Annotated in this window: 20 protein-coding genes and 2 pseudogenes; 13 read left to right on the plus strand and 9 right to left on the minus strand. The window is 67.2% G+C overall.

Annotation, left to right across the window (positions count from 1 at the left end; translation table 11 throughout):
* Positions 1-44: 44 nt before the first annotated feature.
* Together metE and ABR737_RS05475 are read left to right on the plus strand one after the other, a co-directional pair.
* A complete protein-coding gene (metE, locus tag ABR737_RS05470; RefSeq protein WP_350249058.1) occupies positions 45-2363 on the plus strand; it encodes a 5-methyltetrahydropteroyltriglutamate--homocysteine S-methyltransferase in 2319 nt (772 codons plus the stop codon).
* Positions 2364-2371: 8 nt separating this feature from the next.
* Positions 2372-2590: a hypothetical protein gene (locus ABR737_RS05475; protein WP_350249059.1), complete on the plus strand. Its 219-nt coding sequence runs from the start codon at positions 2372-2374 to the stop codon at positions 2588-2590.
* Here ABR737_RS05475 and ABR737_RS05480 read toward each other — a convergent pair.
* The 3 genes from ABR737_RS05480 to ABR737_RS05490 all read right to left on the minus strand — a co-directional run bounded on the left by ABR737_RS05480 (position 2565) and on the right by ABR737_RS05490 (position 4690).
* Positions 2565-3191 carry a nucleotidyltransferase family protein gene (locus ABR737_RS05480; protein ID WP_350249060.1) on the minus strand — a complete coding sequence of 209 codons (627 nt, stop codon included), beginning with the start codon at positions 3189-3191 and terminating at the stop codon, positions 2565-2567. The genes ABR737_RS05475 and ABR737_RS05480 overlap by 26 nt on opposite strands.
* A gap of 102 nt (positions 3192-3293) precedes the next feature.
* A complete protein-coding gene (locus ABR737_RS05485; protein ID WP_350249061.1) occupies positions 3294-3752 on the minus strand; it encodes a hypothetical protein in 459 nt (152 codons plus the stop codon).
* Between the two features lie 41 nt (positions 3753-3793).
* Positions 3794-4690: an aminoglycoside phosphotransferase family protein gene (locus tag ABR737_RS05490; RefSeq protein WP_350249062.1), complete on the minus strand. Its 897-nt coding sequence runs from the start codon at positions 4688-4690 to the stop codon at positions 3794-3796.
* A gap of 705 nt (positions 4691-5395) precedes the next feature.
* Here ABR737_RS05490 and ABR737_RS05495 point away from each other — a divergent pair.
* Both ABR737_RS05495 and ABR737_RS05500 read left to right on the plus strand, forming a co-directional pair.
* Positions 5396-5722, plus strand: a complete 327-nt coding sequence (locus tag ABR737_RS05495) for a hypothetical protein (RefSeq protein ID WP_350249063.1) — start codon at positions 5396-5398, stop codon at positions 5720-5722.
* A 66-nt stretch (positions 5723-5788) separates the two neighbouring features.
* Entirely contained in the window at positions 5789-5959 is a 171-nt protein-coding gene (locus ABR737_RS05500) for a hypothetical protein (RefSeq protein WP_350249064.1), read from the plus strand.
* A gap of 546 nt (positions 5960-6505) precedes the next feature.
* Here ABR737_RS05500 and ABR737_RS05505 read toward each other — a convergent pair.
* Both ABR737_RS05505 and ABR737_RS05510 read right to left on the minus strand, forming a co-directional pair.
* Positions 6506-6886, minus strand: coding sequence for a hypothetical protein (locus tag ABR737_RS05505; RefSeq protein WP_350249065.1), 381 nt, complete (start codon positions 6884-6886; stop codon positions 6506-6508).
* On the minus strand, positions 6886-7908 hold the full coding sequence (locus tag ABR737_RS05510; protein ID WP_350249066.1) for a VanZ family protein: 1023 nt from the start codon (positions 7906-7908) through the stop codon (positions 6886-6888). Before ABR737_RS05510 ends, ABR737_RS05505 begins: the two co-directional genes overlap by 1 nt.
* 727 nt (positions 7909-8635) lie before the next feature.
* On the opposite strand from ABR737_RS05510, the gene ABR737_RS05515 reads away from it, so the two are divergent.
* The gene (locus tag ABR737_RS05515) at positions 8636-9193 is read left to right on the plus strand and encodes a hypothetical protein (protein WP_350249067.1); all 558 of its coding nucleotides are present in this window, start codon (positions 8636-8638) and stop codon (positions 9191-9193) included.
* Positions 9194-9336: 143 nt separating this feature from the next.
* Positions 9337-9750: a hypothetical protein gene (locus tag ABR737_RS05520; RefSeq protein WP_350249068.1), complete on the plus strand. Its 414-nt coding sequence runs from the start codon at positions 9337-9339 to the stop codon at positions 9748-9750.
* Positions 9751-10555: 805 nt separating this feature from the next.
* Here ABR737_RS05520 and ABR737_RS05530 read toward each other — a convergent pair.
* Positions 10556-10756 (minus strand): hypothetical protein, encoded by a 201-nt coding sequence (locus tag ABR737_RS05530; RefSeq protein WP_350257154.1) that lies wholly within the window; start codon positions 10754-10756, stop codon positions 10556-10558.
* Positions 10757-11420: 664 nt separating this feature from the next.
* Between ABR737_RS05530 and ABR737_RS05535 the strand changes: the two are divergent.
* Together ABR737_RS05535 and ABR737_RS05540 are read left to right on the plus strand one after the other, a co-directional pair.
* A pseudogene (locus tag ABR737_RS05535) lies at positions 11421-11881 on the plus strand (alpha/beta hydrolase); the annotation flags it as partial.
* Positions 11876-12151, plus strand: coding sequence for an alpha/beta hydrolase family protein (locus ABR737_RS05540; protein WP_350256680.1), 276 nt, complete (start codon positions 11876-11878; stop codon positions 12149-12151). The pseudogene ABR737_RS05535 and the gene ABR737_RS05540, both read left to right, overlap by 6 nt.
* A 766-nt stretch (positions 12152-12917) precedes the next feature.
* On the opposite strand, the gene ABR737_RS05545 is transcribed toward ABR737_RS05540, so the two are convergent.
* Positions 12918-13253: a MarR family transcriptional regulator gene (locus tag ABR737_RS05545; protein WP_350249069.1), complete on the minus strand. Its 336-nt coding sequence runs from the start codon at positions 13251-13253 to the stop codon at positions 12918-12920.
* A gap of 220 nt (positions 13254-13473) precedes the next feature.
* Here ABR737_RS05545 and ABR737_RS05550 point away from each other — a divergent pair, with 220 nt between their 5' ends.
* From ABR737_RS05550 to ABR737_RS05560, 3 genes are all read left to right on the plus strand, one after another.
* On the plus strand, positions 13474-13947 hold the full coding sequence (locus ABR737_RS05550) for an STAS domain-containing protein (RefSeq protein ID WP_350249070.1): 474 nt from the start codon (positions 13474-13476) through the stop codon (positions 13945-13947).
* 280 nt (positions 13948-14227) lie between these two features.
* Positions 14228-14398 carry a hydrophobic protein gene (locus tag ABR737_RS05555; RefSeq protein WP_350249071.1) on the plus strand — a complete coding sequence of 57 codons (171 nt, stop codon included), beginning with the start codon at positions 14228-14230 and terminating at the stop codon, positions 14396-14398.
* A gap of 299 nt (positions 14399-14697) precedes the next feature.
* Complete coding sequence (locus ABR737_RS05560) at positions 14698-14871, plus strand: CsbD family protein (RefSeq protein ID WP_350249072.1); 174 nt, start codon at positions 14698-14700, stop codon at positions 14869-14871.
* 292 nt (positions 14872-15163) lie between these two features.
* Here ABR737_RS05560 and ABR737_RS05565 read toward each other — a convergent pair.
* Both ABR737_RS05565 and ABR737_RS05570 read right to left on the minus strand, forming a co-directional pair.
* A pseudogene (locus tag ABR737_RS05565) lies at positions 15164-16415 on the minus strand (IS701 family transposase).
* Positions 16416-16538: 123 nt separating this feature from the next.
* Positions 16539-16916, minus strand: a complete 378-nt coding sequence (locus ABR737_RS05570) for a VOC family protein (RefSeq protein WP_350249073.1) — start codon at positions 16914-16916, stop codon at positions 16539-16541.
* 215 nt (positions 16917-17131) lie between these two features.
* On the opposite strand from ABR737_RS05570, the gene ABR737_RS05575 reads away from it, so the two are divergent.
* Both ABR737_RS05575 and ABR737_RS05580 read left to right on the plus strand, forming a co-directional pair.
* Complete coding sequence (locus ABR737_RS05575) at positions 17132-17959, plus strand: hypothetical protein (RefSeq protein ID WP_350249074.1); 828 nt, start codon at positions 17132-17134, stop codon at positions 17957-17959.
* Positions 17960-18230: 271 nt separating this feature from the next.
* Complete coding sequence (locus ABR737_RS05580) at positions 18231-18434, plus strand: hypothetical protein (RefSeq protein ID WP_350249075.1); 204 nt, start codon at positions 18231-18233, stop codon at positions 18432-18434.
* The last annotated feature ends 441 nt before the right edge of the window (positions 18435-18875 follow it).

Below are 18875 nucleotides of genomic sequence, written 5' to 3' on the forward strand. Positions count from 1 at the left end.
CGTCGCCGGGACATCCAGGAGACATATCCGCGAAGGAGAGTTCCGTGACAGCGAAGCCCCCAGCCGCGGCAGCACGGGCCACCGTGTACGGCTACCCCCGCCAGGGACAGCACCGGGAACTGAAGAAGGCCATCGAGGGCTACTGGAAGGGCCGCGTCACCGCGGACACCTTGCGGGAGACCGCGCAGGGCCTGCGCCGTTCGAACTGGCAGCAACTGGCCGACGCCGGCGTCCACGAGGTGCCCACCGGTGACTTCTCGTACTACGACCATGTGCTGGACACCAGTGTCATGGTCGGTGCTGTCCCGGACCGCCACCGCGACGCCGTCGCGGCCGACGCCCTCGACGGCTACTTCGCGATGGCGCGCGGCACGCAGGACGTCGCACCGCTGGAAATGACCAAGTGGTTCGACACCAACTACCACTACCTGGTGCCCGAGTTGGGCCCGGACACCGTCTTCTCCGCCGACTCCGGCAAGCAGGTCGCCGAGCTCAAGGAAGCCCTCGCCCTCGGTCTCACCGCCCGGCCGGTCCTCGTCGGGCCGGTCACCTACCTCCTGCTGTCCAAGCCCGCTCCCGGCGTGGCCGCCGACTTCGAGCCACTGACTCTCCTCGACCGGCTGCTGCCCGTCTACGCCGAGGTCCTGGCCGACCTGCGCGCCGCCGGGGCCGAGTGGGTACAGCTCGACGAGCCCGCCCTCGTCCAGGACCGCACCCCGGCCGAGCTGAACGCCGCCGCCCGCGCCTACCGCGAGCTGGGCGCCCTCACCGACCGACCGAAGCTCCTGGTCGCGTCGTACTTCGACCGGCTCGGCGACGCCCTGCCCGTCCTGGCCAAGGCTCCGGTGGACGGTCTGGCGCTCGACTTCACCGACGCGGCCGCGGCCAACCTCGACGCGCTGGCGGCCGTCGGCGGGCTGCCCGGCAAGCGTCTGGTGGCGGGCGTGGTCAACGGCCGCAACATCTGGATCAACGACCTGGAAAAGTCGCTGACCACCCTCGGCACCCTGCTCGGCCTCGCCGACCGGGTCGACGTGGCCGCCTCCTGCTCGCTCCTGCACGTGCCGCTCGACGCCGCCGCCGAGCGCGACATCGACCCGCAGATCGCCCGCTGGCTGGCCTTCGCCAAGCAGAAGACCGCCGAGCTGGTGACGCTGGCACGTGGCCTGTCACAGGGCACGGACACCATCGCCGCCGAACTCGCCGCGAACCGCGCCGACCTGGCCTCCCGGGCGAACTCCGCGATCACCCACGATCCGGCGGTGCGCGCCCGGGCCGCGGCCGTCACCGACGCCGACGGCCGCCGCTCCGCGCCGTACGCCCACCGGGCCATCGCCCAGCGTGCCCACCTCGGGCTCCCGCTGCTGCCGACCACCACCATCGGCTCGTTCCCGCAGACCGCCGAGCTGCGCACCGCCCGCGCCGACCTGCGTGCCGGACGCCTCGACACCGCAGGGTACGAGGAGCGCATCAAGGACGAGATCCGCGAGGTCCTCTCCTTCCAGGAGAAGGCCGGAATCGATGTCCTCGTGCACGGCGAGCCCGAGCGCAACGACATGGTCCAGTACTTCGCCGAGCAGCTCACCGGCTACCTCGCCACCCAGCACGGGTGGGTCCAGTCGTACGGCACCCGCTACGTCCGGCCGCCCGTCCTGGCCGGTGACATCTCCCGGCCCGAGCCGATGACGGTCCCCTGGACGTCCTACGCACAGTCGCAGACCGACCGCCCGGTCAAGGGCATGCTCACCGGCCCCGTCACCATGCTCGCCTGGTCCTTCGTCCGCGACGACCAGCCGCTCGGGGACACCGCCCGCCAGGTCGCCCTCGCCCTGCGCGAGGAGGTCAACGACCTGGAGACCGCGGGCACTTCGGTCATCCAGGTCGACGAGCCCGCGCTGCGCGAAACGCTGCCGCTGCGCGCCGCCGACCACGCCGCATACCTGGCCTGGGCCACCGAGGCGTTCCGCCTCTCCACCAGCGGCGTGCGGGACCGCACCCAGATCCACACCCACATGTGCTACGCCGAGTTCGGTGACATCGTGCAGGCCATCGACGACCTGGACGCGGACGTCATCAGCCTGGAGGCCGCCCGCTCCCACATGCAGGTCGCCCGCGAACTGGCCGCCCACGGCTACCCGCGCGAGGCCGGCCCCGGCGTCTACGACATCCACTCCCCGCGTATCCCGAGCGTGGACGAGGCAGCCGCCCTGCTCCGCAAGGGACTTGAGGCTATCCCCGCCGAACGCCTCTGGGTCAACCCCGACTGTGGCCTGAAGACCCGCGGCTGGCCCGAGACCCGCACCTCACTGGAGAACCTGGTCGCGGCGGCCCGTACCGTCCGAACGGAGCTCGCCGGCTCCTGATTCCGCCGATGGCCGGGAGGGAACGCAGCCGCCCCCTCCCGGCCGTCCCGGGCCGCCAACAGGACCGCTCCACTGCCCTGTTCAGCCTCGCCGCAGAACTTCCCGCCGCGATCCTCGCCCGGATGCTCGGCGTCCACATCCAGGTCGCCGTCCAATGGCAGAAGGCATCCAGCGGGGACTGGGCCGCCTACGCCGCCGACGTCAGTAGCCGGACGAGTTCGACGTGACACTTGTGGAAGGCCAGTCCAGGACAGTCAGTTCGGGCCATTGCTCTCGCCACCGCGCTGCCTTCGTCTCATAGACCGTCCGGGGAGCAAGTACCGGGTTTGGCCGAACGACGAGGTTGAACACGTCCGACAGTCCGTGCGGTGCATACACGCGCCACTGACCGTCCACCTCCACTCGTACTCCGAGGCAGCACGTCGTGGCGGCGAAACTGTCGATCGCCGCCTCGGTGGAGTCATATGGCGGACACGCCACCCCGAACTTGTCCTCATACCAGAGGTGGACCCGTGCCTCGTTGCGGATCTCGACCTCTACAGGCAGGTCGGCGAAGATCTCTCGCCCGGCCTTGATCACCGAGTCTTCGGCTTCCCAGGACAGATCACCGGCGTCGAAGTAGAAGACGTCGTAGTCCTTGATGCCGTTGGTCGGCGGGCTGTCTGTGACGACGTTCCACACGGTCTGGAACAGACAGCCGGCCGTCACATACCACCCGGGGAGATCCAACGTCGCAGCCCGCGCCAACACCTCCGTCAACATGCCGTTACGGGACAGAACTGAACGAAGGGACTCGAGTTGCTGATCGAGAGGGAGTCGGCTGATCATCAGCCCTGCCTACCACAGCTCGTGCGCCGGAGGGGCCAGAGCTGCCTCAAGCACCCCCGCAGCCGGGAGGTATTCCGGGAGTTCCAATACCCGACTCCACCGTTAGCCATCTACCCCGCCGAGACCATCGAAGCCCACCGCGCCTTCATCGCTCGCCGACGCGCGCCCCGCCCGGCCGAGGAATACCGCACCCCTACGAACGCGGAGTGGGAAGACTTCCTCGGTCACTTCGAACGCCGCAAGCTCTCCGTCGGCACCTGCGCCCGCGCCTACGACACCGCCTGCATCCACGAGCACGCTTGCGTCAGAGGCTCGCTCCTCCGACCTGACCCCGCCCAGCGGGCACGGCTTGCCGAGATCCGCGACAACTTGATCGCCCGAATCGTCGAGGCCGAGACGGAACGCTGGCTCGGCGAAGTCGAAGGTCTCCAGGTCAGCCAGGCTGGCGCCGAGGAGAAGCTCCGCCAGCTCGATCGGGGCCACGGGCAGCATACGGCCGTGGACCTTGGCATACCCACCACGCGTGGTGATCGATGAGCCCGCGAACGTGGGCTGCCTCATGGCCTTCAACCAAGATCGAGAACAAGTTCAAGGAACGTGCATCAAACGCCCTTCAGAACACGATCAAGTGCCGCCCGGCCTGCGGGTCCCCAGTTCGGCTTGCCGCCGGGAAGGCCGCGATCCCCGTTCTGCCCCATGAGCATCAGGAAGAGGCTCTTCATAGCGGCCAGCCCGCGGGCGCGCCGGATCGCCGCCTCGTCTGCATGCGCGTACATGTCGAAGAACCGTGAGGCCGTGCCTGCGGGTAGCAGCACCCATGCGGCGGCGAGGTCCCACGCCGGATCGCCGGCGAACAGGTCACCGAAGTCGACGATGCCTGAGAGCGTTCCGTCCGAGACGACGACGTTCGCGGGATGGAGGTCGCCGTGCACCCACACCGGCGGGCCCTCCCACGCGGGGGCCGCCACGGCGTCGTCCCAGACTGCCCGGACGTCGGCAGCGATGTCGTCGGGGGCAACGGCCTGGAAGAAGTTCTCGAAGCCGTCCGTGCAGTTCCTGGGATGGGCACCGCGGTCTGTAGTGATCGGCGCCTCGGCGGGCGCCTCCACATGGAGCGCTTGGAGGAAGCCCGCCAGCGTGTCGGCCGCGTGGGTGCTGCGGCTGATCGAGCCGTGGTCCAGCGGCTCGCCAGGAACCCACGTCATCACGGTCCAGTGCTTGGGGAAGCGCCCGGACGGTTCGCCAAACCGCACCGGCGTCGGCACCGGGAGCGGCAGGCGCGGGGCCAGCACGGGTAGCCACCGCCGCTCCTTGAGCTGGAGCTCCGGGGTAGGGTCCATCCGCTGCATGCGCACGGCCAACTCGTCCCCGAGGCGCCACATTTGGTTGCCCCAGCCGCCCGCCACCTCGCGGATGGCCAGCCCGGCAAGGTCTGGATGTTGCTCCTGCAGCAGGTCGCGGACCAGGTCTGCGGTGATCTCGATCTCGGTCTCGGTCATGCGAAGTCATAGTACTGAGGCGGCAGACAGAGCGGGCGGAACAGCTCCAAAGTTCAGAGAAGCGACCAGGCCGAAGGAGACCGTTCCCTGCCAGAGTCGCATGGCTTCGACGGTACGCACGAGTAGGCCAGGGCGCCGTCCGACGGCATCCGTCCGGGGAGTTGCCCAACCCTGAGCGCCGGCCTACAGCGCGGCGGGCGCCCAGTACGGGGCCGGGACGATAGCTGAGCAACCGGGAGTCAGCACAGCCTCACCCCCACAAGTCAGTGTCTGTGCTGCAGAACCATGTCGGGGCGGCACACCGGGCACGGCACGGTGGCGTCCGGCCGGCGGGCGCCTCTCGCGCCTCCTGGTCGGTGAAGAGGCCGCGCGTCGACTGTGCTCGTGCGGCGAACAGCAGGACTGAGGATGGAGCGAGCGATGCCGAGTACACGGCTGAGAAGGACCTGCCTCCACTCGTCCCCCCGTGCTTAGCTCGCCTCGTCGATGTGGCTTCAGTCAGGTGAACAACCAGACACGGCATTGCCGGCACATGCCCATGCCACCTCACAGGGGGAGAGATATGAAGGCGCACAAAAGCAAGACAGTCAAGGTGGCGCAGACCGCGATGGTGGCGGGGCCGTACTCGCGGGCACCCTGGGTGCGGCTGCTCCTGCTGGCGCAGAACCTCATGCGGCCGGTGCGGCAACCACCAAGTTCTGCAGCATGGGGTTCGCCAAGGCCGGAACCTCGTGTTTCTACTCCAACGGTGACAAGCTGAGCGTCTACGACAACTGGAAGGATGGCTACCGGTCAGTGGCGAAGTGGTTTGTCTACGACCGGGCGCACAACAACAAGTTCGTGCGCAAAGGCCAGTGTGTGAACAAGCGCGGTGGCGACACCAAGCAGTGGTGTAACTACGACCTGCCGGATGGGCAGTACCGCGGCACGAGCCGATACATCATCATCTTCCAGACCTTCGGGACCACCGCTAACGGGCACGTGGTCTGGCAAGACAGCAACTCCGTGATCGGCTATACATCTGGTAGGTAGCCTTCCTTCCTGGCATCGTTCGGTCACACGCTTCGTGGGCAGCGGCAGCGCTTCGAGATCGGCGTCGTGGATGACGGCCGTGCGGCCGTCGGGTGTCTCCCAGCCGCGGGCGGCCTCCTCCGGCCTGACCTCACGGCCGTCCAGTTCGCACACCCGCTGGTGACGGACGCGGCCACCGTCGACGGCATGCACGAGATGAGGGCCGGGCCGCTGCCCTTCTGCATCCGCATGGTGTGAGGCTGGTGGTGGATCGTCGGGCTGAAGCAGCGGGGAGACGTGCAGGACGTCTACGGGCGCGGCCCCGTCACCAGACGGGGCCGCGGCCCGCACGTGTGCGTGTGAGGTGTCAGCAGGTGGCAACCTATGGGCCCACGTGAAACACAGCCTCGCGAACCTCGCCGGCGCTGCACCCGACCGGGTTCGCGGCGAGACCGGAGATCGCCGACCGGATCCGGAAGGTCTGACGTCGAGGTCCCCAGACCTTCTCACCATGCCGCAGCGCCTCATACGGCCCGATCGGACATCCACTGCTCCAACTCCGGGGGAGTCCGGCCGACGAGGGCGGTTCCATCCGTCATCCGCACAGCGCATACCAACGAAGTACTGCGCAAATGACCTGTCAGTCAGCCATACAAACCAGCCAGCCACCTTGAAGCGCCGAAGGCAGTAACTTGCGTATGGTGATTCTCCTGACGGTGGTGGTGCGTGCCCTGAGGGCACGCTGGATGGATGTTCCACGTGCGATGGAGAAGGAACTGCGGCCGGTTCGGTGGCGGCAGTAGTTCAGTTCTGCGTCGTGTCCACTGGGCCGTCGCCGTCTTCTTGCGGGTTTTCGATCTTCTCTTTCCTGCTGGCGCGGGGATCGACCTTCCCGGTGTTCGCATCGACGTAGACGGGCTCGAGCACCGCGCTTTTGTCGTCGGTCTCAAAGCCGGTCAACCATTGAGCCCGCCACCTTCCGGCGCGCTGAACGGCCAGCAGTTCACTGTCGGCGATGCGTACTTTGTGGCCCTTGAGCTGTTGCAGGGCCTTGAGTGCCGTGCGCTGGGCTGTCTTCTTGTCGACGTTCAGCGCCGGCAGGTCATGAGGGTCTTGCTCGGTGCGGACCAGGAGCTGGGAGACTCGGCCGGCGGTGTTGACCTGAACGTCCAGACGCATCGGCATCAAGCGCCGTCACTGTTGTGCCGCCGCCAGCTGACGATCCACCCGAGCTCGGCCCGGTCTCCTACGGGGTATACATGCGGCTCGGAGCCGCGCAACTCGCCTCGGTAGTGCTCCTGGGCGTAGCGGCGTGCGATGGGAAGTGCGTCCTTCTCGCTGCCGGGCTTTCGGGCGACGCCTGGGACGGGGTAGCTGGACGAGGTGGTGTTGCTGGAGCTTTCGAGGCTGACGTTGAGTTGTGAGGCGTCCGGCCAGGTGAGCTCAGCGGAACCCTCGTTGAGGGCGATGAGCAAGATGTCGGGACTGTCGTCGACGCCTGCTTGCAGCTGTACGTTGCTGATCTTGTAACGGTCGCCGAAGGCTTGGCGGATGGCTCGGTGAGCTGCTGCCTTTTCCTTGTCTCCGGTGAATTGGAGGCTGGTGGCATCGACGGCGACGGGGGTGACCCAGGTAGCTGCAGCAATGCCTGCTGCGACAAGGATGGTTGCGGAGGTGAGGGCGGTGGCCCGGACGTGGCGGCGGGGCGAGATGGCAGGTCGTTTGGCCAGCCGTAAGGCAGCCCAGGCGAATGCCGTGCCGACGAGACCGCCCAGGGCGTTCATCTGCAAGTCGCTGCTGTCGCACCCCCGGCTGATGCCGGGGACCAGGGTTTGCAGGAGCTCGGTGCACAGGGAGAGCAGGATGCTTCCCGCGACGACCGGAAAGAGCGTGCGCAGGGCCATCAGTCCGAAGAAGCCGATGGGCGCGAAAAGCAAGAGGTTGAGCAGTCCTTGCTGGGTGGCGAACGGCTCAGCGTAGTTGCGGTTGATCACGCAGACACGGCTGGCTTCGGCTGCTGCCGCCCCGCTCGGCAGGAAGAGGGTGAGAGCGACTTCCGCCGTGACGGCCGCGCCGAGCGCGGCATGGGACCACGGCCGTCTGCCGGCCCGGCGCGCGAGCCAGAAGCACAGGGCGGCGACAAGAAGGACGGCTAATGCCGCTGTGACGATGAAGCCGGTCTGGTTTTTGAATATGGCGGAGAACACGAACGCAGTGTCCCAATCCTGGAGAGCTGACAGAAGGTGGTCCGTGCCCGCCCTGCCCTGCGGCGGCCGGGCACGGACGGACGGTCAGCTGCAGTCGGCCAGGGGCGTCTGGAACGTCTGCTGGCCTTGCACCTGGAGAAGGCCCACGGTGCTCGAGCAGTAGGAAACGTTGTTCCAGCTACCTGTCTTGGTCGTCCCGCTGGACTGACTGAACCAGCCGCTCCAGGAAGTCACTCCCGACCGGTTGAAACCGACACGGGCCGTGATGCTGGAGCTGCCGGTCTTCTTGTACCAGGTGGAGGCTCTGTCGTTGGTGTACTTCTGGTGGTACAGCTCAGCTCACCGCTGCTCAGCGATGAGCAGGTGTAGTTGCGGCTGAGGTGCCCGTCCCCCCGGGCAGTTCACCATGACCGACTCCTTGGCCGTTCCCGTAGCGGCTTCGGCGTGGGCAAGCGGCATGGAGCCGATCGCGGCGACGCGTCATCCCGGGTGACGCGTCGCCGGGAGGAGGCCTCACTGATGAGATCCCGTCGCCGACCGACCGGCCGGCGACGGGACTCACCTGCCTCACTGGTAGCGCTTGACGATCAGCGTGGCTGTCCGAGCCCCGGGCGGGACAGCGATGGCGAGGGCGATGCCCAGCTGGGGCTGAGCCGTGAGTTTTTGCGTTCCATCCGGCTGCACCGTTCCGTCCTCCGAGAGAGCGGCTGCACGGGAGGATGGGGGCATGCCTGCTGACCACATGCTCGTGATGGAGCTTTTGTACGCCTCCCATGCGTCCGCACAGCAAGAGACCCCGATGCGCCGGGGCGATGACCCGGCCTGCCAAGTCGTGCTCCGTGCCGCGAAGGCCGACGCGGACGACGATGGCATGGAGCGGCTCACCCTCCTGGCACTGGGCACCGCGGTCTGCGCGAGCGACCTGACCGCGGTCCTGGTCGACCACAAGAACATCACCACGCAGCATCTGATCGACGAGCTGGTGGCCGCCCGCCGCGACAAGGGCGCCGACGACACTCCGATGCCGGACCTGCTGCTCGCTATGCGCGCGGATGACCCTGGCCAGGCCGCCGAGCTGCTCGGCAACCTCATCGCAGGCGACCACGACGCCTTCCTCGACCTCATCGTGGAACTCGGCGGCTACGCCGCCACCTGTGTATCTCTGCTGGCGGTCCTTGAGATCAGCTCCGTTGAGGTCACCCTCGCCGAGCTGGAGGAGACGGTGCAGCAGTTCTTCGCCGGCGAGCAGCCGTCCCGCACCGGGACTGCGGGAGAGCGCCGATAGCCCGTCCCTCCGGTCGTTCTCTGCCGGTAGCCCGGGGCGCCAACGACGGGGACGGGGCGTCCCGGGCCGACTGGCGTGTATCCGGCCGGCCGTCGCGGACAGCGGGGGATGTCGTGTGGACCCGGCCGCGTACCCTCGGCTCCATGCCCCGCCATCCGAAGACGCCCCGCCGGCTGGTCGCCGATGGGCGCGCCTACTTGTGGACGCTCCGCCACAGTCACCGCGTGCAGGACAGCGGCCGGGCCACGGACTGCAGCGAGACCCTGACGCTGTACCCGCAGCCGGCCGGCACCGGCAGCCCGCTGCGCATCGTCTTCGTCGAGGCTCCGGGCCGGTACGTCCCGGGAGGGTTCCCCATGGGCTCCGGGGACGTGGGGTATGTCCGGGGCGCCTCTCTCAACCTGCACGAACCGGGCGCCGTCCGGGCCCTGCTCGACGCGGCTGCGGCCCGCGGGTGGCAGCCGGGGGAATGGCGAGCGGCGGAGGTCGACGGCTGGCCCTTGCTGGAGGAGGCGGCCGCCGCGCGAGCCAAGGACGCCGGCCCCGCGGGCTCATAGGGGGTGACCCCGAACTCCCCTCGGACTGTCACCCTCGCATGGATCCGGCTCTGGCTCCGGCCGCGAACCGGGCCCAGCTCATCACTCGGCGCGTGACGATCGACTCACGGGCCGCCAGCCTGAGGGCCAGGCGACGTCCCGGTTGACCGGACTGGTCACTCCCAGACTGGCGCGTGCGCACTCGAGGTACCGGCGCTGTGTATCTCTGAACTCCACATACGCCTGCTCCCAGCTCTGCTCGACTTCCGTGGGCACGCCCCGCGCCAGGTGCTCCAGCCGCCACAGGCAGTGGTTCAGCGTCTTGGACGCGGTGTTCGTGTCCGTGTCTCCCAACAATTCGCAGGTCTCCCAGCGCGGAACGGCGGGCCTCAGCAGCGCCAAGTTCGCCGAGCACCTCGGCAGTGAGCTCCAGCGGCGCGGGACCAGTCACCAGCCCACGAGCCGCAGCGATGCGCTGATAGCGGCCCGCAAGCTCTTTGACCGCATGGATGTACTCCCCGTAGGCGTCCAGACGCCGCCCGTCCCAGCGCACGGACTGCTCACGCCGCCACCGCGCCCGGTCGTTGAAGCTGCTCACCAGGAACGGCCCGACAGCACCCAGCGCAACACCCACCAACGGAAGTATCTGTCCCAACCAACCCATAGAGGCTCCGATCCCCGATCACGTGGTCAAACGGTTCCCCATTCTCCCGATCGGAGCCCCATCGAAGTCGGTGCTGCCGTCACCCACAACCACTGATGACTCCTCGAAGACGCCCTAGGATTCCGTTGTGCGGCCGCAGGGCGGCCAGTCTCTCCCGCGACCTCAGGGCCACCCTGCACACCGCGAGCCGGCCGGACGGGGCCAGGGCTTCCACCAGCAGTGCATCCGGCCGCTGGGCTCCGGGGCCTTGGGCGCCCACCAGTACGGGTGGGCATACAGCAGTGGGTCGACGTCGGTCTCTTGGATGACCAGCGTGAGGCCGTCGGTCGCCGCCCAGCCGCGGGCGGTCTCCTCCGGCCTCATCTCCCGGCCGTCCAGCTCGCACACCCGCCGGTGGCGGACGCCGCCGCCATTCTCTGGGGTTTTCGAACCTGAGGTGTGACGTTGCGCCGTAGCCCCATTTGGGGCTACGGCGAAGGTTCTTGGGGGGGGTGTAGCTCTGCGGTGGATCGTAGTGATCATTCCGTGGAGTTGAGGTACAGGTGCGTGCATTTCCTGTCGTGCTGCCGTCGGGGATCCGGTACTGGACCGTGGTGGACGAAGAGCTTGTGGTGATCCATGACGCAGACCGCTTTTTGAGAGAGCTGCGGCTGGCCCAAGAACGGGCGGAGTCGACGACGAAGGCGGTCAGCAGGATCGACATACCGGTGAACTCGGGGCGTGGCAGTCCGCAATGCGGGGCGTGGCAGGTGTCCGCGCCGCCGTAGGCGTCGCGGATCATGGTGCCGACGCTGACAGCGGCCACTCCCCCAACTGCCTCCGCAGAGACATCGATGCCGACGGAGCGGGCCGGTGAGCCCGGCCCCGCACCGTGGGCAAGTGGTCGCCTTGCGCGGAGCGGCGTCCAGTAGCAGAGATCCGTTCTTGCCGACGTCGGCGAACGGTGGTCCGCCCGTGTGCGCCATCGGCTGGAAACTCCGGCCGTCGAGTCACACAGCTCAACCCGCACGGTTTCGCCGTGGCGGGTGTGGCGGTCCGTTCCAGCGGACAGGCCCAGTTCCCGTCCCAGCTCCACGACATCAAGGGCGCCATCCGCTGGCTGCGCGCCAACGCCGGGAAGTACCACCTGGACCCGCATCGCTTCGCGATCATGGGCGAGTCTCCGGTGGCTGGGCCACCACGATGGCAGCCGTGACGGGGGACATTCCCGAACTGGAAGGCACCGTGGGCGCCCGTGGCCCCTCCAGCTCCGTCCAGGCGGCCGTGCCGTTCTACCCGCCCACCGACTTCCTGCAGATGGACGAGCACATGCTCAGTGACTGCACGCCGCGCAAGGACGGTTCCGTGCCCCGCGCATGCCACGCCGGTCCCAAGTCGCCCGAATCACGGATGCTCGGCTGCGCCATCAACGATTGCCCCGACAAGGCGGCCGCGGCCAACCCGCTCACCTACATCGGCAAGCGGAAGATCCCGCCGTTCCTGATGTTCCACGGCGAGCGGGACCAGTTGGTTCCGTACCACCAGAGCAGGCTGCTCTTCGACAAACTGGCCTCCGCGGGCAAGGACGCCCGGTTCTTCTCCTTCCCCCACGCCCGGCACGGCACGTACCTGGAAATGCTCAGCGACGCCGACACGCAACGCGGCGCCCGCCAGGAAACCACCCGCGACGGCCGCACCACACGACCCGCCCCCGCACACCCCACATGGCAGACCGTCATCTCCTTCCTGAGGAGCGAACTCCACACCGGAGGGCGCTGACACCACAAGCGTGTGCGAGATGACGAGGCCGTGGCTCCCCGGGCCACGGCCTCGTCGACCCGTCTGCCGCCCGGCAGGACGCGGACCAGCAGGTGTCCGACCACCTGATGGTCGCCGTCACGGCAGTTCGTCGAGCCCCCACCACGCCGGTTTGACCGGCACCCCGTCCGCTTGGCGTCGACCTGCGGTTCAGGCGGTGAGGCGACGGGACGCTCGGCCTGAGGCAACCCCTGCATGAGCAAACTCGGCCCATTCCAGATCCACCCCTTCGCCGACGTCTTCCCTCTTATCGAAGGGGATGAGTTCGACGCTCTCGCGGGTGACCGGCGCGCCGTTCGTGCGTGAGGTGGGGTTGGGGTGACCGCGTGGCCGCCGACGACCGGCGAGACCTGAGAAGGCTGGGAGGACGCCGTCGTGTTCCGCCGCCGGTGAGCGGCACAGCTCACCGGCCGGTTCAGTCCCGGTCAGGGACCGTGACGTGCCCAGCTTTCTGCGGCGACGCGGCGGCGGCCGTTGCGCAGGGGGGCGGTGTCGCCGGTCTTGTCCCAGCCGTAGGCGCGACGCTCCTGCTAGCGGTCCCGGCGGCTCTCCTGGCCGATGCCGGTGTGGACTCGGATCTGGCTGTAGTCGTTGAGGCGGAGCTCGCCGAAGCGGTAACTGCGGCCCGACTGTCGGCCAGGTACCCGCCTCTTGATGTTACCGGCGAGGGGCGACCGGTGCTCTTCACCGTGGCCACTCCGCGTTCAGGCTCGCGAGGTGTCCGGTGCTACGTGTCGCCCCGCGGAGTCGGCTGCCCACCGCGGCGGACTTCGTCCTGGACGAGGAGAGAGAGGAGGGAGGCAACCGTGAGGCCGGCTTCGGCCGGGTGCCGCAGCACCTTGCCCGACTCGATGCGGTAAGTGTTCGCGCGTCCTTCGCGTTTGTGGGACAAGTAACCGCCTTGCTCAAGATCGACGATGATCCGTTGGACGGCACGCTCGGTGAGCCTGCAGTGAGCGGCGATGTCGCGGATGCGGGCGTTCGGATCGTCGGCGATGGCGGCCAGCACGCGCGCGTGATTGGTGATGAACGTCCATCCGTTGTGAGGGTCAGGCACTCCCATGCGGCAATCTTAAGACTGCCCTTGGCCGACACCGAATACATGACATATATTTCGTGTAACACATTGCGTGTGTTGATGTTCCGGCGTCGGCAGGTCTCCAAGGAGGGCGAGCGCGGTGGATGCTCGGGTAGAGACGGTTGGGACAGGGCGGGCCTTGGGGGCGCAGCTATCCCCCCGACCCGAGAAACCAGCTGGCGGGCCAGTGAGTCCGCCATGCCTGATGAGGGTCAGCAGCGCCCCCGACACGGCAGGGACCGTGGTCGTGCTGCGCGGCGAGATCGACTACGACTGTGAGGCGGCACTCGAAAGGTCCCTCGCCCACGCTCTGAGCTGCTCCGCCCGCGGAATCGACATCGACCTCAGCAAGGTCTCCTTCTGGGCATGTTCCAGTGTGAAGGTCCTCTTGGTCGTACGTCAGCTGGCGCTGCGTCAGGACAAGACCATGTCCTTGCGGGCGACCAGCCCTAGGGTGCGCCGTGTGCTCGAACTGACCGATACGCTGCAGCTCTTCACCACCAGGACCTCCCCCGCCTCTCCACCCCCGCCATCACCGGCCCCGGCGAAACCGCCGTGGTCCACTGCGGCTCTTGCTGGAGCATCAAAAGCACCCAAGGCAGCCCCTGCCACGAGCACCGACGAAGTGGCGGCATTCACCGCCCTCGGCACCGGCCAGTTCACGGCCAGTACCCCGTAGTCAGGCCGTGCAGGTGCATGCCTACGGGCCTGCGGCTGTCTGCTGCATTGCGCGGGAGCTCGCTCAGGGGCGATTCCCGGCCCAATCGGGTCCAGCCTCTTGCGGACCTCGGAGACGCCGGGCGACTTCGCCGGCAAGGTGGGCGCACCGGGATTCGAGGCTCCCCGAACCCTTCCTTTTCCAGAGGCGCCTTTTGCCCCTCATTCGTTCGGAGAAACCTCTTTATCATCCGCGTAGGGGGGACGAGCCCGGGCACAAGGCGGATCGGAGGTTGATACATATGGTTCCCCTGTTGCTGGTTCTTCTCCTTGCCCTGCTCCTTTTCGGTGCCGGATTCGCACTCAAGGCTCTGTGGATCGTAGCGGTAATTGTCCTGGCAATTTGGTTGCTGGGATTCGTCCTGCGCTCCGCCGGCGCCGGTGGCAAGCGTGGACGGTGGTACCGCTGGTAGTCGCCATCCCCTCAACGACCCGTGGGGCGGGTCAGACAACGTCCTGTTACCTGACCCGCCCCACGGGTTTCCCTGCGCCTCCCAGACCCCCTCTCACCTGATGCATCATCAGGCAAAAACGGGACAGGAGAACGCTGTGGCCCGGAGCGGGCGCGTTCCCGCACGGAACCCACCTCCACCACAGCGCCCCTCCGGGCCACGCCGCCCCGCCGTCAAGCCCCCTTCTGTTTCATGAACGCATTCACGGGCACTCGCATGATGCCACCACCATGATGCCACCACGCAGAAAGGACCACGCCATGAGCGCCAGCGAAAAGGCAAAGGCCAAGGCGGAGCAGACCGCCGGCAATGTCGAAAAGGTAGTGGGACGTGCAGTCGGCAATGAAAGGGTCGCCGCCGAGGGCGAGTCGAAGGAAGCCGAGGGAGATCTCCGAAGCGCCAAGGAAAAGGGAAAGGACGCCTTCAAGAACTGACACCAGAAGGTGATGCGCACGGCTGGAAACCCTAGCCCAGCCCCCCTCCTCCTGGTTCCGGCGACTGGGCACATGAGCCGGTCGCGCCGAGGACCGCCGACGCGCGCTGGAGGTCCCCAACAGTGTGGCCCCGACCCTGCTTACCGGGTCGGGGCCACACTTGCGTTCGAGGGGTCGGACACTTCTTCCGTCCAATAACGCCTAGGTTCCGTCTGCCTGGTCAGTGTCGGGTCCAGATGAGGACCGCAGCGAGTGGAATGCAGCCTAATACTCCAGCTGTAGATCGTGATCTTCATGTCTGAGGCGCGGCTTGTCGCCGGTAGTGACTTGTGCGTGATCGGGCTTGATGACGTCGCCTCCACTCGGACCAGCTCAGGCGGTGAGCCGCGGTGGACAGGGGCGGGACGACGAGCGGGATGAACAGGCGCTGGATCTCGTTGCCACTCAGCGGAATCAGGTCGTCGGAGGCCGGACGGGTGTGTTCGTCGGCGCGGACGACGGCGAGGACGGCGTGGGCGAGCATGGCGAGGGTGACCCAGCGGACCCAGGAGGGGTAGCGGCGGAGCTGGTGCTCGTCCAGGCCGGCCAGTTCCTTCTCGGTCTGGAATGTCTCCTCCACCCGCCACCTTGATCCCGCGACCTGACCAGGGTGGTCAGCGGACCCGGCCGGGTGGAGTGGCACCGGCAGTAGGCCAGTTCACCGGCGCGGCGGTTTCGGCGGTTGCGGCGGTTGCGGCGGATCAGCAGATGCCGACGGCCTGGTCCGGTTTCGGCCAGGTCGATGACGGCCCAGTCGTAGAAGCGGTTGCCCTTGGCTCCCGCGCCTGCCGAGAGCTTCTGCCAGGCCCGCTTCGGTACCTTCGCCGCGAGCGTGTCGGCGCGGAACTTGCCCGCGCTGGTGGTGACTTCTGCCGAGCAGGCCACGGCGAGGGCATACCCCAGGCCACGTTCCTCCAGGGTGGAGAGCAGCTTGGGGTTGCCGCCGTAGACCTCGTCGCCGGTGACCCAGGCCACTTGGTGTCCGGCGTCCAGGAATCGTTCGATCATCGTGCGGGCCAGCTCGGGCTTGGTCGCGACGACGATGTCCTCGCCGAGTCCCGCTGCCCGGCAGCGGTCGGGGTCGCAGGTCCAGGACCGCGGGACGTACAGTTCCCGGTCCACCGCCCGGTGGCCTCGGGCACCTGCATAGACGAGGTAAACGGCGACTTGGGAGTTCTCGATCCGGCCGGCCGTGCCGGTGTACTGACGCTGGACCCCGACAGTGTGGACACCCTTCTTCACATCGCCGGTCTCGTCCACGACCAGTACCGCCTCCTGGTCGTGCAGGTGCTCGACGAGGTACTCACGGACATCGTCACGGACGGCGTCGGCATCCCACGAGGCCCGGCAGAGCAGATGCTGCATGCCGTGCGGATTCACTTCCCAGCCCACTCTGCGATCGTCCAGCAGTTCTTGCGAGGCAGGTCCGACAACAGACCCAGCACCAACCGCCCGGCCCGAAGCCGTGGCTCGACCCGGGTGAACAGGCCCGCGATCCGCCCCATGGCCACCTCGAACGCCTCCCGTCAACGAACGGGATCTATGCTGTGACCTGCGGCCACCGTCTCACCGTTACTCCACACACGTCACGATGATCAACGGTGGCCGTACCCGTCGGTGTTCGCACGTCAGTCGCGAACGAGGCAGAAAGGATGCCCTGCCGGGTCTGCATAGATCCTCCAACTGCGCTTGTCGTCGCCGACATCGAGCAGTGAAGCCCCGAGTTTGAGAACCTGTTCCTGGGCCTGGTCGAGATCCTGGACACCCAGGTCAAGATGGAACTGTTGCGGGTGAGCGGGATCCGGCCACCGCGGCGGCTGGTGGTTCTCCGCGCGCTGGAAAGCGAGCACGAGCCCCGAATCGGTATGGAGGGTCGACCAGTTGTCGTCAAGCGCCCATCGCGGATCCCGCTGGTCCACCACGCCACCGAGAAGCGACAGGTAGAACCGGGAAAGCTCACGCACATCGGAACAGTCCAACACCACACACTGCAGCTTGGCGATCATGACAAGCAGCGTAGACCAGCCACCCAGGGCTCCCTGACGTCCTTGATCACGATCTACAGCTGGAGTACCAGGCAACACCGCAGCCAGATGGTGGGGCACGGAGTGGACAGCAACGCCCATCACACCGCGGCACAGTGGGGCGCCCTGGCGGCCTCGGCGGCTTCGCCTCCCCACGCCGACGCGTACGGGATGGAGGTTCGGGAAATCCATGAGCTGTGGCTGAAATCGGTGAGGCAGAGGGCGATAGGCCCGGCGACGACGAGAATACGACAGGGCCAGTCAGCGAGGGCGAAGGGCGGCGTGGCGCTGACAGTTGGGATGTCGGGGAGCCGCCATCAGGATCGGCGGCCAATGCCGACGAAGAGAGACGGAGTTCAGGCGGTGAAGGGGATGTGACGGGCTCTGCCTCGTTACACGACGGAGGAGACCCGCAGGAGCCGGATGCCTCTCCTGCATCACCGACCATGGATATGGCCCGGTGGGGAACGATGGCGGCGACAGTCATCACCGTCCTCGCAGCTCTTGGCGGTCTGATCCTCGGTATCAGGGCTGAGATACGAGCCACCGCTGACGAAAAGCGAGCCGTGAACGAGGAAACGCGAGCGGTCAACGCCGAAAAGGAGGCAAGCGCGCGTGACACGTCGGTGTACGCGCGGCGGGTGGATTTCTATCAATACATGTCATCCCTGACGATCATCAACGGTAGTTCCCGCGTCATGGACATGCGCCTCGTGCTGAAGAACCCCGACGTGTGGTGGGACCTCCAAGCTCTTCGGCCATGTCAGCAGTTCGACATTCCCACCGGACTGCTCAAGAGTGCAATGTCCGCCAAAGAGCCAAGGGTGGCGAAGCATCTTACGGACCGAGACATGAACAGACTGCAACTTGAGCTTCGGGACCCGAACGGCAAAGTATGGCGTCGGGACAGCGGCGGGCTTGTCACTCAGGAAGGGGGCTGGGGCCAACCGCCCAAAGGCTTGCGCGTGGTGAGTAGCGAGCCGTGGAACACAAGGCCCGAGAAATCTCCGTACTGCGGAGACTGAGGTCGCTTCGAGGTGACCGTTCGCTGGTTCCGCTGACGGCCGGCCCCGTGCGTTGGAGACAGCTCAGTGGGGAGTACGTCCCATCGAGGGGCCAGGCCGCGCCATTGTCTGGATCAGTTGATCCAGCGTTCCACAGTGATTGCGCTGCTTATAGCTCGTTACATAGGGAGCCGTTCGTGACCGGTCGAGTTCCGGTGCTGCCACCCACCCATTGCCGCCCCTTGAATACCGATCTTGGGTAGGCTGCACGGAGAATCCTTCAGGGGGTGTCATGGCGAAGGTCACCATAAGCCTGGACAGTGATCTAGCGATCGAGGTCATGCTGTTGGCCGGTACCAAGAGTCCGCAGGACGCTGTCGAGTTGGTCGTCCGGGACTACCTGGCGAGGGGGCGCCGCACCGAGGCTCGTACCGGTGACGCCACCGACCAGGACCGCCTCTCTGACCGGCGGTCGGCGCCGGAAGAGGGACGATGAGCTCTTCAGAATGGGTTCAGTATGGCGGCTGGGAGTTGAGGCGGCCATGAGGCAAGGTCTGGCGCGCGGTTGATGATCTCGTGCCCGAGAACTGTGGGAGCGAATAGCCTCGCTCATCCCCGCCCGGCCGCCGCCGCTTCCCCGGCCGCAGGCCCAGATCGTTGAGGTCGGGGTGTGTGCACAGGCAACAGGCGACATCGGGCCGGTACCACCATGCCGAGCGCGGGAGTCACGCCGTCCGTGACAAGCACCAGGAACTCGTCGTCCCTGAGTCGGTCGAGGTTGCCGGCAGCGACACGTTCGGAAGCACCGATGGCTTGGACAATGTGCCGGGTCGCCGCTCCTTGGGTCGCAGCCTCGGCGTCGAGGCCGCCCGGCAGCCGTTGCCTCGCCCGGCCCGGCCGGCGCTCAGACGTTACGCCGTGTTACGCCACTGTCACC

Source organism: Streptomyces sp. Edi2 (assembly GCF_040253635.1).
Classification (GTDB): domain Bacteria; phylum Actinomycetota; class Actinomycetes; order Streptomycetales; family Streptomycetaceae; genus Streptomyces.